Origin of the sequence: Glutamicibacter sp. NPDC087831 (genome assembly GCF_044742845.1) — a bacterium.
GTDB lineage: Bacteria > Actinomycetota > Actinomycetes > Actinomycetales > Micrococcaceae > Glutamicibacter.
Genome location: NZ_JBIUVH010000001.1, coordinates 20,504 through 34,689, shown reverse-complemented (window position 1 = coordinate 34,689; position 14,186 = coordinate 20,504). Strand labels below are relative to the sequence as shown.

At 64.8% G+C, this 14,186-nt stretch carries 12 protein-coding genes; 8 read left to right on the top strand and 4 right to left on the bottom strand.

What is annotated here, in order from left to right:
* The first annotated feature begins 44 nt into the window (after window positions 1-44).
* Window positions 45-1,967, top strand: a complete 1,923-nt coding sequence (locus tag ACIOJF_RS00145; protein ID WP_353615989.1) for an acyl-CoA dehydrogenase family protein — start codon at window positions 45-47, stop codon at window positions 1,965-1,967.
* On the opposite strand, the gene ACIOJF_RS00140 is transcribed toward ACIOJF_RS00145, so the two are convergent.
* Both ACIOJF_RS00140 and ACIOJF_RS00135 read right to left on the bottom strand, forming a co-directional pair.
* The gene (locus ACIOJF_RS00140) at window positions 1,964-3,706 is read right to left on the bottom strand and encodes an HNH endonuclease signature motif containing protein (RefSeq protein WP_105657048.1); all 1,743 of its coding nucleotides are present in this window, start codon (window positions 3,704-3,706) and stop codon (window positions 1,964-1,966) included. The genes ACIOJF_RS00145 and ACIOJF_RS00140 overlap by 4 nt on opposite strands.
* Before the next feature lie 61 nt (window positions 3,707-3,767).
* Window positions 3,768-5,294, bottom strand: a complete 1,527-nt coding sequence (locus ACIOJF_RS00135) for a PucR family transcriptional regulator (protein ID WP_402741075.1) — start codon at window positions 5,292-5,294, stop codon at window positions 3,768-3,770.
* Between the two features lie 110 nt (window positions 5,295-5,404).
* Between ACIOJF_RS00135 and ACIOJF_RS00130 the strand changes: the two genes are divergently transcribed.
* From ACIOJF_RS00130 to ACIOJF_RS00105, 6 genes are all read left to right on the top strand, one after another.
* Entirely contained in the window at window positions 5,405-6,907 is a 1,503-nt protein-coding gene (locus tag ACIOJF_RS00130) for a CoA-acylating methylmalonate-semialdehyde dehydrogenase (protein WP_402741074.1), read from the top strand.
* A 5-nt stretch (window positions 6,908-6,912) separates the two neighbouring features.
* Window positions 6,913-8,292, top strand: a complete 1,380-nt coding sequence (locus tag ACIOJF_RS00125; RefSeq protein ID WP_402741073.1) for an aspartate aminotransferase family protein — start codon at window positions 6,913-6,915, stop codon at window positions 8,290-8,292.
* A 59-nt stretch (window positions 8,293-8,351) separates the two neighbouring features.
* A complete protein-coding gene (locus ACIOJF_RS00120) occupies window positions 8,352-9,710 on the top strand; it encodes an FAD-binding oxidoreductase (protein WP_402741072.1) in 1,359 nt (452 codons plus the stop codon).
* Window positions 9,711-9,748: 38 nt separating this feature from the next.
* Window positions 9,749-10,186, top strand: coding sequence for a hypothetical protein (locus tag ACIOJF_RS00115; protein ID WP_105662522.1), 438 nt, complete (start codon window positions 9,749-9,751; stop codon window positions 10,184-10,186).
* A 19-nt stretch (window positions 10,187-10,205) separates the two neighbouring features.
* The gene (locus tag ACIOJF_RS00110; RefSeq protein ID WP_105657053.1) at window positions 10,206-10,754 is read left to right on the top strand and encodes an HtaA domain-containing protein; all 549 of its coding nucleotides are present in this window, start codon (window positions 10,206-10,208) and stop codon (window positions 10,752-10,754) included.
* A gap of 112 nt (window positions 10,755-10,866) precedes the next feature.
* Window positions 10,867-11,322 carry a hypothetical protein gene (locus ACIOJF_RS00105; protein ID WP_105657054.1) on the top strand — a complete coding sequence of 152 codons (456 nt, stop codon included), beginning with the start codon at window positions 10,867-10,869 and terminating at the stop codon, window positions 11,320-11,322.
* A gap of 23 nt (window positions 11,323-11,345) precedes the next feature.
* Here ACIOJF_RS00105 and ACIOJF_RS00100 read toward each other — a convergent pair whose 3' ends face one another.
* Complete coding sequence (locus tag ACIOJF_RS00100; protein WP_105657055.1) at window positions 11,346-12,161, bottom strand: shikimate 5-dehydrogenase; 816 nt, start codon at window positions 12,159-12,161, stop codon at window positions 11,346-11,348.
* Window positions 12,162-12,263: 102 nt separating this feature from the next.
* Here ACIOJF_RS00100 and arr point away from each other — a divergent pair, with 102 nt between their 5' ends.
* A complete protein-coding gene (gene arr, locus ACIOJF_RS00095; RefSeq protein ID WP_402741071.1) occupies window positions 12,264-12,674 on the top strand; it encodes an NAD(+)--rifampin ADP-ribosyltransferase in 411 nt (136 codons plus the stop codon).
* An 81-nt stretch (window positions 12,675-12,755) separates the two neighbouring features.
* Here the strand turns inward: arr and ACIOJF_RS00090 are convergent, their stop codons facing one another.
* Window positions 12,756-14,168 (bottom strand): aldehyde dehydrogenase family protein, encoded by a 1,413-nt coding sequence (locus ACIOJF_RS00090; protein ID WP_402741070.1) that lies wholly within the window; start codon window positions 14,166-14,168, stop codon window positions 12,756-12,758.
* Window positions 14,169-14,186 lie beyond the last annotated feature (18 nt).

The following is a 14,186-nucleotide window of genomic DNA, read 5'->3' as shown; positions in this document are numbered from 1 at the left end:
AGGCGATGGCGCCGCGGCCGATCGCCGAGCCAAAGGGGATCGCCATGCAAATCAACGCCGACAAATCCAGGCAAGTCGCCGAGGAGTCCCGCGAGCAGTTCGACCGGCCCAGCTTCGCCAAGGGCCTGTACATGGGGGCCGTGGACTTCTCCCTGATCGAACCATTGCCCAGCGCCCTGCATCCAGAACGCGGACAGGAATTCCTGCCGCAGCTCGAAGCGGTCCTCGATGGCATCGACCCGGAGCGCATCGAAGCCCAGGCGCGCATCCCCGGCGAATATATTGCCCAGCTGCGCCGCATCGGCGCCTTCGGCATGAAGATCCCGGTCGAATACGGCGGACTGGGGCTGAGCCTGCTGGACTACGGCCGGGCGCTGATGCGCGTCGGCGTGGTTTCCCCGGCCATCGGCGCGCTGCTCTCGGCCCACCAGTCCATCGGCGTCCCCGAACCGGTGAAGGCCTTCGGCACCGAGGAGCAAAAACGCGAGTACCTGCCGCGCTGCGCGGCAGGAGCCATCAGCGCCTTCCTGCTCACCGAGAACGATGTCGGTTCCGACCCTGCACGGTTGGGCACCGAAGCCCGGCTCAGTCACGACGGCAGCCACTACATCCTGGATGGCGCGAAGCTGTGGACCACCAACGGGGTGGTCGCCGAGCTGCTCGTGGTGATGGCCGCGGTGCAGCCGCATGAGGCCCTCGGCCAAGAGCCTGCAGGTCGCGGCGGAATCACCGCCTTCATCGTCGAGGCCGATACCGCGGGCATCACCGTCGAGAACCGCAACCAGTTCATGGGCCTGCGCGGAATCGAGAACGGGGTGACCCGGTTCCGCTCGGTGCGCGTGCCGGCGGCCAACCGCCTGGGCAAGGAAGGCTCGGGGCTGAAGATCGCGCTGAGCACCCTGAACACCGGGCGCTTGTCCATCCCGGCCATGTGCGCCGGGGCCGGCAAATGGTCCACGAAGATCGCCCGTGAATGGTCCGCGGCCCGCGTGCAGTGGGGCCACCCGGTCGGCAAGCACCAAGCCGTCGCCGGCAAGCTCGCCTGCATCGCGGCCAGCAGCTATGCGCTGGAAGCGGTGTTCGAGGTGTCCGCCCGGCTGGCCGATGCCGGCATGAAGGATATTCGCATCGAGGCGGCCCTGGCCAAGCTCTGGGCTTCGGAGGCTGCCTGCACGATCGCCGATGAGCTGCTGCAGATCCGCGGCGGGCGCGGATTCGAGACCGCGCAGTCGCAGGCAGCGCGCGGCGAGCGGGCGGTGCCGGTCGAACAGATGCTGCGCGACCTGCGGATCAACCGCATCTTCGAAGGCTCCACCGAAATCATGCACCTGCTGATTGCCCGCGAGGCCGTGGATGCGCACCTGCAGGCGGCCGGGGACCTGGCGCGTGCCGGGTCGAGCATCCAGGACAAGGCCCGAGCGGCGGTGGATGCCTCGGGGTTCTATGCCCGGTGGCTGCCCAAGCTTGCGATGGGCGCAGGCTCGCTTCCGAACTCCTATGCCGAGCACGGCCCATTGGCCAAGCACCTGCGCTATGTGGAGCGGACCTCGCGGCGGCTGGCACGCCAGACGTTCGCCGGGATGGCGCGCTGGCAGGCCGGCCTGGAAAAGCAGCAGGTCTTCCTGGGCCATATCGTGGATATCGGCGCGGAGCTGTTCGCCATGTCCGCGGTGATCGCCAAGACCACTGCGCTGCCGCAGTCCCCGGCTGGCCAGCGCAACTCGGCGCAGGATCTTGCCCTGGCCTTCTGCGAACAGGCCGCGCAACGCTGCGAGGAGCATTTCGGCAGGCTCTGGAAAAACACCACCCGTACCGATGGACGGATCGCCGCGGACCTGCTGGACGGGAAGTTCCAGTGGCTGGAGGCAGGGGTCCGCGATGTCTCCGAAGGCACCGGAGAGTGGATCGCCCAGTGGTCCGATGGAGTTCGCAAAGACGTGCGGTGGCCCTACCCGGAGGATGCCTAGGGCTCCACGATCTCGATGTCCAGTTCCCCGGCACGCCACTTCGCGGTCATGCGCTCGGCGAGGGCATCGGCCGCCAGGGCTTCCTGCGGGGTCATCCAGTAGGTGTTCACCCGGAGTTTCTGCTGCGGGTCGAGTTCCTTGGACAGCAGGGCCATCGGCCGGCATCCAGGGATCTTCACCGCGTGGAACAACCCGCAATGCCTGCCGATATGGTGGATCATGCATCCCAAGGCCGCGGACTCGATGTCCGTGTTGCCGCCCTTTTCCCACGCGTCGAGATGATCCAGTTCGCATCGTTCGGCGGGCATGCTGCATCCCGGATACAGGCACCCTCGATAGGCCGCCCGGATGGCGCGGCCCTGCGCCTTGCTATACAGCCGCTGGGTGCGGCCCAGATCCAGGGGCAGGCTCTGGCCGTTCAGTACCAGCGGATAGATTCCGGCCGTGCACAATGCCGCTCTGGTTTCGCCCGGGGATAGCTGGATCCCGGTGGAAGTGACCGCGAATTCCTTGCCGTCGCGTCTCATCTTCTCGTAATCCAGGATGATGCTCACCTGCGGTACCGCCAACCCGGGTTGTTTCCCTGGCGAACCGCTCTGGTTGCGGTCGGTCATCAGCAAGGCCAGGAATCCTACGAGCCGGCGTCGTTCTGGCTTGAGCTCCTCGAACTGGGTGGCGGCCGGGCCGGCAGGTTCCTCGGGCTCTTCAGGTTCTTCGGGTTCGTCAGGTTCCTCGGGTTCTCCAGGTTCGTCAGGTTTGTCAGGTTTGTCAGGTTCTTCGGGTTCTTCAGGTTCGGCGGATCCCTCGGGTGCCGATCCGGCAGGTTCCCCGTCTTTGGCCCAGTCGGGCATCGATTCCTCGTCATCCCAGCCGCTGCCTTGGGCACCGGTGAACTGCGCCTCGGCGTGCGCCAGGGCTTCGCGGTTCCCGGCCACGGTGGCCGGGTTGTCCAGCGCGTTGAAATACGCTTCGATCATCGCCGCATGGGCGGGCAGGACGCGCAGGACGTATTCGACCAGGCCCTGGCGCATGCCCTTCTTGAAGATCCCGATCCCATCCAGCAGGGCCTGCAACGGGCGCTGGCCGGACTTCACCTGCGCCACCAGTGCGTTGATGTGCCTGCGGGCGGCCTTGGGTTCGCTGCGGATGAAGGCGGCCGATTCGGCTTGCAGCTGGTCCTTCTTGGCCTGCCCGGCCTGGCCTTCGCCGAAGTCCTTGCGGGCCGAATGCAGTTTCAGCGCGGCCGAGGACACCAGCCGGGGATCCACGTCGGGGTCGGCGAATTGCCCGGCCAGTTCCGGCAACCAGGCGGGCAGCGGTTGCCCTGCCTCGTCGACACCGCCCAGCAAGCAATCCACCAGGGCCAGCCGGTCGCGGACCGTGCTGCGCGGGATGTCCAGCCAGCCGTGCAGCAGCCCGGCCGTGTTCTTGAAATGCGTGCGGGCAGTGGTGGTGCGCCCGGCGGCCGCCTGGAATGCGGCGAGGCTCGGGTGCTCGCCTGCCTCGGTGACGGCCTGGAAGGATTCCTGGTCGAGCTTGTGGGCACCGGTGCGGCGCAGCGCATGGGCGGCGTGCAGCTGGGTGCGGCTCTGGCGGCGGGCGAGCTTGTCAGCAAGCTGCGCAAAGCAGGCCGCGTGGCCGGGGCTCAATGGCCCGCCGGCAAGGACCGCGGTGGCCGATGCGATGAGTTCTTCCGCGTCGGCCAGGTCCTTTAGCGCCTGTGCCTGCTCTGTGCTCATGCCCCCATGATGCCTGCGGCGTCCTGCGGGGTTTTCTCACCGGGAGCCAAGTGTGGATAGCTCAGCCGTGCATGCGGTACCAGAGCAGCGCCACCTGCAGCGAGGCGCGGGATTCGGCGGAGTCCAGCTGCACCCCGAGCTTGGCTTCGAGCTTGGCCAGCCGGGAGTAGAGGGTGGGCCGCGAGAGGTAGCCGGCCTTGGCCAGCGCGGTTTTGTTCCCGCCGTGGGCCAGGTAGAGATCGAGCAGGTCAAGGGCGGCCAGGTCGAGCGGGTTGAGCAGGCCGGAGAGCTCGGCCAGCGCGAAGGTGCGCAGCTTCGGGTCGCTGCCCATGGCCGAGAGCACCCCGCGCAGGCGCAGGTCGGCGAAGCGGTAGTAGGGCTGGGCGCGGGTGGGCAGGTGCGGGACGATCTGCGCGACCTGCGCGGCTTCCTCCAGCCCGGCGATGCTGGTGGCCAGGGTGCCTTCGGGCCCCACGCCGATGGCCACCGGCGCGGTGAGCTGCTCGGCCAGCCGGCGAGTGAAGCCCTGCAGGGTGGAGTCCAGCAGCTCGCGGGCGCGCAGCGGCAGAATCAGCCCCAGGTACCCGGGCTTGAGCGAGCCGGCCAGGATGCCCAGGTGCAGGGTGTCGGCCAGCTGGTCGAGCACTTCGAGCAGGGCGCGGTCGGCCAGCTGGGTTTCGGTCGGCGTGCCGGAACCGGCCAGGGAGATGACCACCGGGACATAGTAGGGGGCGGCGGCCAGGCCCAGGGCCTGGGTGCGGATGGCGATGTCCTTGTCGCTGTAGCTGTGCCCGGCCTGCAGTTCGTGCAGCGTGGAGGTGCGCGCCTGGTAGAGCAGCTCGCGCTGGTCGCGCCCGGACAGGCGGGCGATGGTCAGCGCCTGGCCGGCCCGTTCCAGCACCAGGGCCGCGCGGTCGTCGTCATCCAGAACAGCCGGGACGATCAGCCGTCCCCAGCGGCTGCGGACCGCGCCGACCGGGGTCTGCAGCCAGTTCTCGGTGCCGGTGGCGCGTCCGGTGTGCTCCAGGAACCCGACGAAGCGCGAGCGGGTGATCCAGTGTTCCAGTTGCGCGCCGGCTTCGGCGAGCACGTGGTGGCGGACATCTTCCAGGACCACGGGGGCCGAGAGCAGCTGCGCGGTGCGGTCCACGATCTGCGCTTCGTCGGCCTCGGTCAGCGAGAGCCCGGTGTAGATTTCGTGCACCGTGCGGGAGAACTGGACGGCCTCGAGCTGCTCGGCAACGAGTTTCTGGTGGATGACCTCGGTGATGGACACGAAGCGGGTGGTGGTGCGCAGGGCGATGACCGGCAGGCCCAGGTCGGCGACGTCCAGCGGTGCGCCGGAAAGGTCCTCGATGATGACCCCGACGGCCCCGGCCTCGCGCAGCGCGGTGATGAAGGCGCGCACGTCGCTCACGTTGCGCAGGGTCGTGAGGATCAGCTCGCGGCCCAGCAGCAGGTCGATGTTCTCGGTGGATTCGGTCACGTGCACCCAGCGAAGCGGCGCGTCCATCCCTGTTCCGCAGAGCACCTGGGGGTCAGCGGCCTGGACCACTGGCAGGTGCAGTACCTCGTCTACCGTCAGCATTTTTACACTCCGTCAGCACTAGTGCTTAAATCATGGCACAGTGATGGTGTTGTCCCTCACATCCATGACCCATGATGAAGGCAGGCACCCAACTTCGAAAGGCCGATACGATGACCGCAACGCTGACCGGCACCCTGCAGCACTGGATCAACAACGCCAATTACTCCGCCGATGACCGCACCGGCAAGATCTACAACCCCGCCACCGGCGAGGTCACCCGCCAGGTTGCGCTGGCCTCCAAGGCCACCACCGAGCATGCGATCGCCGCAGCCGCTGAGGCCTTCCCGAAGTGGCGCGACACCTCGCTGGCCCGCCGCACCGCGATCATGTTCAACTTCCGCCAGCTGCTGGCCGAGCGCAAGGGCGAGCTGGCCGCGATCATCACCGCCGAGCACGGCAAGGTGCTGGACGACGCGCTGGGCGAAGTGGCCCGCGGCCTGGAAGTCGTCGAGCTGTGCTGCAACGCGCCCTACCTGCTCAAGGGCGAGTTCTCGCAGAACGCCTCCACCGGCATCGACGTGCAGTCCATGCGCCAGCCGGTCGGCATCTCGGCCATCATCTCCCCCTTCAACTTCCCGGCCATGGTGCCGCTGTGGTTCTTCCCGGTAGCGATCGCCGCCGGCAACGCGGTGGTGCTCAAGCCATCGGAGAAGGACCCGTCGGCCGCCAACTGGCTGGCCGAGCTGTTCACCGAGGCCGGCCTGCCCGAGGGCGTGCTGAACGTGGTGCACGGCGACAAGGAGGCGGTGGACACCCTGCTGACCGATCCGCGCGTGAACTCCGTGTCCTTCGTGGGTTCCACCCCGATCGCGCAGTACGTCTACTCCACCGGCACCGCGCACAACAAGCGGGTGCAGGCCTTTGGCGGCGCGAAGAACCACATGCTGGTGCTTCCGGATGCCGACCTGGACCTGGCCGCCGACATGGCGGTCAACGCAGGCTTCGGCGCGGCCGGCGAGCGCTGCATGGCGATCTCCGTGGTCGTCGCGATCGACACCATTGCCGATGAGCTGGTGGCCAAGATCGCCGAACGCGCCAAGACGCTGCGCGTGGGCGATGGCACCCGCGGCTGCGACATGGGCCCGCTGATCACCGGCGAGCACAAGGCGAAGGTGTCCGGATACATCGAGGCTGGCATCGCCGCCGGCGCGGACCTGGTGCTCGATGGCCGCACCGGCACCGTGGATGCCGATGGCGAAGGCTTCTTCCTGCACCCGACGATGTTCGATCAGGTCGGCACGGACATGTCCATCTACACCGAGGAGATCTTCGGCCCGGTGCTCTCGGTAGTCCGCGTGGACACCTTCAACGAGGGCATCGAGCTGATCAACTCCTCGCCGTACGGCAATGGCACCGCGATCTTCACCAACGACGGCGGCGCGGCCCGCCGCTTCGAGGACGAGATCCAGGTGGGCATGGTCGGGGTCAACGTGCCGATCCCTGTACCGGTGGGCTACCACTCCTTCGGCGGCTGGAAGGCCTCGCTGTTCGGCGACCAGCACGCCTACGGCCCGGAGGGCTTCAAGTTCTTCACCCGCAACAAGGTGATCACCAAACGCTGGCTCGACCCGAGCCACGGCGGTATCAACCTCGGCTTCCCGCAGAATGACTGATACCCATGACTGAACCACTGACACAGCCACTGACGCAGGGCGTTTCCGCAGCGGATATCGCCGCTGGCCAGCACGCCTACGAGCTGGACCGCAAGCACGTCTTCCACTCCTGGCAGGCCCAGGGGCCGTTCGCCCCGATGACCATCCTGAAGGCCGGAGGCTCCTGGGTATGGGACGGCGAGGGCAACGCGCTGATCGACCTCTCCAGCCAGCTGGTGAACACGAACATCGGGCACCAGCACCCGAAGGTGATCGCCGCGATCCAGGAGCAGGCCGGCAAGCTGGCCACCATCGCCCCGCAGCATGTGAATGACGCGCGCTCTGAGGCGGCCCGGCTGATCGCCAAGCACACCCCCGGGCAGCTGGACAAGATCTTCTTCACCAATGGCGGTGCCGATGCGGTGGAGCATGCGGTGCGCATGGCGCGGCTGCATACCGGCAAGCACAAGGTGCTCTCCGCGTACCGCTCCTACCACGGCGGCACCCACCTGGCGGTGAACCTCACCGGGGATCCGCGGCGCTTCGCCTCGGACCACGGAACCGATGGGGTGGTGCGCTTCTTCCCGGCCTACCCGTACCGCTCCTACTTCAATTCGAGCACCCCCGAAGAGGAAACGCAGCGGGCGCTCAAGCACCTGGAAGACACGATCCTGCTAGAAGGCCCCGGCACCATTGCCGCGATCATCCTGGAGAGCATTCCGGGTACCGCCGGCATCTACCTGCCGCCCCCGGGGTATCTGCAGGGCGTGCGCGAACTGACTAAGAAGCACGGCATCGTGTACATCGCCGATGAGGTGATGGCCGGCTTCGGGCGCAGCGGGAAGTGGTTCGCGGTGGACCATGCCGGCGTGGTGCCGGACCTGCTGACCTTTGCCAAGGGCGTGAATTCCGGCTATGTGCCGCTGGGCGGGGTGGCGATCAGCCCGGAAATCTTCGAGACCTTCCGCGAGCGGGTCTACCCGGGCGGGTTGACCTATTCGGGCCACCCGCTGGCCTGCGCGGCGGCGGTAGCCACCATCACCGCGATGGAGGACGAGGCCATGGTGGAGAACGCCCAGCGCTTGGGCGAGGAAATCATCGGGCCGCGCCTGGCGCAGTTCGCCGCCGAGCACCCGAGCGTGGGCGAGGTGCGCGGAACCGGCGTGTTCTGGGCGATCGAGCTGGTGAAGAACCGGGAAACCCGCGAGCCGCTGGCCGCCTATGGAGGCAGCAGCCCGGAGATGAACCAGGTGGTTGCCGCCGCGAAGGCCGCAGGGCTGCTGCCCTTCGCGAACTTCAACCGGCTGCATGTGGTGCCGGCGATGAATATCGAGGACGACGTGCTGATCGAAGCACTGGATCGCCTCGAGCAGGCGTTGGCCGTCGCCGACACGTTCGTTCAATAGCACCGATCTGGCAGGACAGCTCAGCTGTCCTGCCAGTTCTGCATTCAAAGGAGATCGAGATGACTACCGTGGCGACCAGTCCAGTGCTATGCGCCCATCCCCGGGCCTCGCTCGATGAGCAGGACCGCAAGCAGGCCAGCGTGGACCGCTCCGGCTATGTGCCCCCGACCTTTGCCGACGGGGTGATCTTCGCGCAGGACATCGATGATGTGGTGCTGGCGATGCAGTTGGCCCACAAGCATGGCGCCACGATCATCCCGCGCGGGGCCGGCACCGGGCTGGCGGCAGGGGCCAGCGCCGAGGCCGGGCAGATCGTGCTCGACTTGTCCCGGATGGACAAGATCCTGGAAATCGATCCGGTGGAAGCCACCGCGGTGGTGCAGCCCGGCGTGCTCAATGCGGCGGTGAACCAGGCCGCCGGCGAGCACGGGTTGTTCTACGCCCCGGATCCTGCCAGTACCGCGATCTGCTCGATCGGCGGCAATATTGCGACGAATGCCGGCGGCATGTGGTGCGCCAAGTACGGGGTGACCCGCGAGTCGGTGCTCAGCTTGCTGGTGGTGCTGCCCGACGGGCAGCTGCTGCGTACCGGGCGGCGGACCATCAAGGGCGTGGCCGGCTATGACATGAATGCGCTGATGATCGGTTCGGAAGGCACCTTGGGCATTGTGGTTGAAGCACTGCTGCGCCTGCGCCCGAAGCCCAAGCACACCTCCACCTTGGTCGCCTACTTCCCCGATGAGGATACCGCGGCAAAGGCCGCCTCGGCGGTGATCGCCGAACGGCTGGCCCCCTCGGTGCTGGAGCTGATGTGCGGCAAGACCCTGAAGGCAGTGGATGCGGCGCTCGGAACGGATCACGAAGCGCGCGGCGGCGCGTTGCTGCTCGCGCAGACCGACGGCTACGGCGCGCAGCTGGAAATGCAGGCCTTGCAGGATGCGATCGCCCCGCTGGCCGCGCACATCGAGATCGCCACGGACCAGGAGCAAGCACAGGCGCTGATCGAAGCCCGGCGCCAGGCGATCCCGAGCATGGAGCTGCTGGGCACGGCCTCGATCTGCGATATCGGCGTGCCGCGCAATCGCTTGGCCGAAGCCTTCGCCGGCCTGCAGCGCATCGAGGATGAACGCGGAGTATCGATCTTCACTATCGCCCATGCCGCCGATGGCAACCTGCATCCGATCATCGTGGTGCCTGAAGGCCAATCCATCACCAGCGGCGCACCGAAGGCCGCGCTGGGAGACATGTTCCACCTCGCCAAGTCCCTGGGCGGCACGCTCACCGGCGAGCACGGCATCGGTTTGCTCAAGCAGGATTGGCTGGCCCAAGAGCTGGGCGAAACCTCGCTTGCGCTGCAGCGACGGGTGCGCGCGTTGTTCGATCCACAGGGCATCTTGAACCCGGGCAAGGCGATTTAACCCTAGAAGTCATCCGCTGACATGGGTAGGGTAAATACATGGATGAGTATCTACCGGTGGACTTCAGCCTTCCTCTCGTGTCGCTGGCGGCTTCTGTGATCTTCTTGCTGATCGGGTTGCCCTTGATCATCCACGCCCTGATCCGACGCAAGGGCTTCACGCGCCTGCGTGACGGGGAGCAGACTTATGCGCGACGCGCATCCATCCGCACCGAGTTCATTTCTGCCGGTATTGCTGTGGTGGCAACGGCCATCTGCCTGGTCATGGGCATCACCGGCTACAACACCGCGATGAGCAACCTCGTGGCGAACGTCCAGAAGGAATATTCGCCGACCGAGTTGGAGATCAAGTACTGGAACGGGTCGTGGGCAACAGCAGATATCGCCTTTGCCGATGGCACCAGCTACGTGGATGCCCAGATCTCAATGCAGTCTGCCTACCGTCCACTAGTTGAACCGAAGATGACGCTGGATTAGCTGGCAGAGAACTGTCGCCATGATCCAACTCCAGTATGAAATACTGGCCACAGCATATTTTCACGCCGATATCCTGTGGAGGGAAAAGACAATGACCGGAAGTGGTGCGCCAGCAGGCGATCCGTTCCAGCCGCATCTTGAATGGGGTCTGAAAACCTCGTTCGTGAGCTATATTTCTTCCCTCGCCGACGGACGCATTGAAGCTGCCAACGGGGTATGGCAGGCAGGCAACGCGTTGGCGTTCCCCGTCTCCCCCGCTGCAGAGGTACCGGAAAACGAAATCTGGTTCAACGGGCGTGTGTCCTTCTCCGGGCACGGCGGCATGATGAAGCTGGATCTCTTTGAACCGCGCATCGTGAACCATGACGAGAACATCAGCCTCACGATCGACGAAGCCGGCGAACGCGTTGCCATTGCCGAGCTCACCGAAACCAGCGTTTCGAACGCTTTCGGCCTGGTCAAGACCCGCTTCTCGGCGGTGCTCACCGAGGCAGGTTCGAAACTGTTCAACGGCCAGTACCCTGCCGGCCAGCAGATGGAAGAAGTCGAGGTCGTGCTGCGCGGTTAGCAGCTCACCAGCAACAGGGCCCGGCACGAAAGTGCCGGGCCATTGCTGTATCTATCACCCGTGTTCAGTTGCCGGGGCTGATTTTCTCCCTTTAGCAAGGTAGGTTCGGTTCATGTCTAGAACTTTCCTGTCGAAGATCAGAATCCTGACTGCGCTGAGTATTGCGATGATGGCTTTGTCTTTCGTCATGGCTCATTCGTGGTTATTGCAGATCCTCACGCTGGGTCTAGGCGCTTCGGCACTAATATCGGTCTTCGCCCGTATATGCCAAATAAGGCGCACAAGTGCCGACAACCAGTCACTTCTGCTTCCCTCGCTCGCCATCACCGCGGCAGGTGCATTCATCTTCCGGTTCTTCATCTTGTGGGCGACATCCAGGCCTGCAAGGTACGCCGACTACATGCCCGAGAACGGTGTACCGATCACGAATGGAATTGCATTGAACACGCAATTCTTCCAGTTGCTATCCATGGGATTGATCGTGCTCTTACCGATCTCGTTCTTCGTCCTGCTGATGGTATTTTTTCGTGGAAAGAACATCATAAGCCAAGTGAGTACCGCCAACTAGGGCGCGTACTGATATTCGGGGCTTCAGGATTCCCGGGAGAATTCTGAGGCACGCAATACCTGCTCTTCACTTAGTGCCTGGCCGGTGTACTTCTGAAACTGCGCCGCGGCCTGCAGGGCGATGACTTCTGCCCCGGTAATCACCTGCTTGCCAGCAGTTCGTGTTGCGCGGATCAATGGTGTTTCACTTGGGAAAGCCACCACGTCGAAGACGGTTCGTGTGGCTTCAATCTGCTGGGTGCTAAACGCGTGCTCCTCAGACTGGGCTCCGTCCATGCCCAGCGGCGTTACGTTCACAAGAATCTCGTGTCCTGGAGCCGGGTCAGCACTGGTAAATCGGTAACCGTATTTGTCAGCTAAGGCTTGGCCGGAAACTTCGTTACGTGCCAGCACCGTCAGGTCGTTGAATCCGGCTTCGCGGAAGGCGGCCACGACGGCCTTGGCCATTCCTCCGGAGCCTCGGACAAGCACGGAACTTTCAGGATCCAGCTGGTGGCGTTCGATGAGCGTCGCGATCGCCTCGAAGTCGGTATTTGAAGCAACCAGTCGCCCGTTGGTATTCACGATGGTGTTCACCGAGTCGATTGCCTTGGCCGAAGGCTCAATCTCATCGACCATGTTCATCACGTCTTCCTTGAACGGCATGGATACCGAACAGCCACGAATGCCCAAGGCCCGGACACCAGCGATGGCACCAGCGAGGTCTTCGGTCGAGAAGGCCTTGTAGATGAAGTTCAGCCCGAGTTCTTCATACAGGTAATTATGGAACCGGGTGCCGATATTAGATGGTCGACCAGATAACGAAATGCATAGGGTCATGTCCTTGTTCAAAATAGGCACGCGTTGCTCTCCAAATACTGTCGTCGGTTCACTTCCCAATATACGTGGCGATACGCGGCGGATCCTTTCATGAACCGGCAATGGCGACTAGCGTCTTGGCCTATGAGCAACGAACTTGATGACGGCCCGTTCTTCCACGGCACGAAAGCCGAACTGCAGCCAGGAGAAGTCTTGACTGCCGGATTCCCGTCGAATTATCGTCCGGAAATCATCATGAACCACATCTACTTCACCGCATTTGCCGATGGCGCGGGGTTGGCCGCCGAAATTGCGGCCCTGGAGGGGACCGCCCATGTCTATGAAGTGGAACCGACCGGGGCGTATGAAAATGACCCGAATGTCACCGACAAGAAATTCCCGGGCAATCCCACGCGTTCCTACCGCAGTGCGCATCCTGTACGGGTGATCCGTGAAGTCCACGATTGGACCCGGCTGTCGCCCGAAGCCTTGCAAAGCTGGCGTGAACGCATCGCAAGGATTGCCGATGACCCCACTGCCGAGATCATCAACTAGCCTTCGCACGCAAATAGGCGGTGCCCGATGCCTGGATAGGCACCGGGCACCGCCGGGGAATGCTGGAGAACGCAGTCTCCGTCAGCCCTTGATGATCTGCGGCTGGGCCAGGGACTTCAAGCCGTCAATACCGAATTCCAGGCCGTAGCCGGACTGCTTGGCGCCGCCAAATGGAATGCGCGGGTCGATGGTGCCGTGCGAGTTGATCCACACGGTGCCTGCCTGGATCTGCGCCGCGACTTCCAGTGCCTTCTCGCGGTTGCTGCTCCATACCGAGGCTCCGAGCCCGACTTCCAGGGCATTGGCGTGCTTGACCGCTTCGGCCGTGTCCTTGACCTTGATGATCGGCAGGGCCGGGCCGAATTGCTCCTCGACCACCAGCGGGTTGCCCGGGTCGATGTCGGCAATGAGCGTGGCCGGGTAGAAGTAGCCGGCCGCGTTTTCATCGGGGTTGGCACCGAGCAGCACCTTGGCACCGGAATCCACGGCATCCTTGACCAGGGAAGCGACGATGTCGAACTGGGCCTTGTTCTGCAGCGGGCCGAGCACGTTGTTCTCGTCGAGGCCGATACCCATGGGCATCTGCGCGGCGACGCCGGCCAGTGCATCGCACACCGCGTCGTAGATCGATTCGGGCACGTACAGGCGCTTGAGCGCGGCACAGGTCTGGCCGGTGTTGATGAAGGCACCCCAGAACAGGTCTTCGGCGATGGCCTGCGGATCGGCGTCTTCGAGCACGATGCCGGCGTCGTTGCCGCCCAGTTCCATGGTCAGGCGCTTCACGGTATCGGCCGAGGAGCGGATGATGGCCTTGCCGGTGCGGGTGGAGCCGGTGAACATGATCTTGGCGATATCCGGATGGCCCGAGAGCCTCTCGCCGACCTCGCGTCCGCCAGCCACGATCTTCAGCACGTCTGCTGGCAGCACTTCGTTGAGCACGTGGACCAGGGCCAGGACCGAGAGCGGGGTGTATTCGCTGGGCTTCATCACCACGGTGTTGCCCATGCGCAAGCTCGGGGCCAGCTGCCAGATGGAGATCATCATCGGCCAGTTCCACGGGCCGATGGCGCCCACTACGCCCAGTGCGCGGAAGTGCTTGGCTGCATAGGTTTCGCCGTCGTCCACGACCACTTCCGGCTCGATTTCGTAAGCGGTGGCGGCGCGCAGCCAGGCGGCTGCTCCCCCGACCTCGAAGCGCGCATTCGGCCCGTTCAGCGGCTTGCCCTGCTCACGGGACAGCAACTCGGCGAGCGCTTCCGCATTGGCTTCGATATTGTCCGCGGCCGCATTGAGCACGCGGTTGCGCTCTTCGTGGCCCAAGGCATCCCAGGCCGGCTGGGCGGACTTTGCGGCGGCAACGGCCGCGTCGAGATCGGCGGCAGTCTGCTCGGCAACACGGCCAACCAGTTCACCGGTTGCCGGGTCCAGGATTTCGGTGCCACCGGTTGCGGGCTGGATCGCATCCAGCAGTTCTTGGGCGTTTGCGTAAGCCATCTTTGAGCTCCTTGGTAC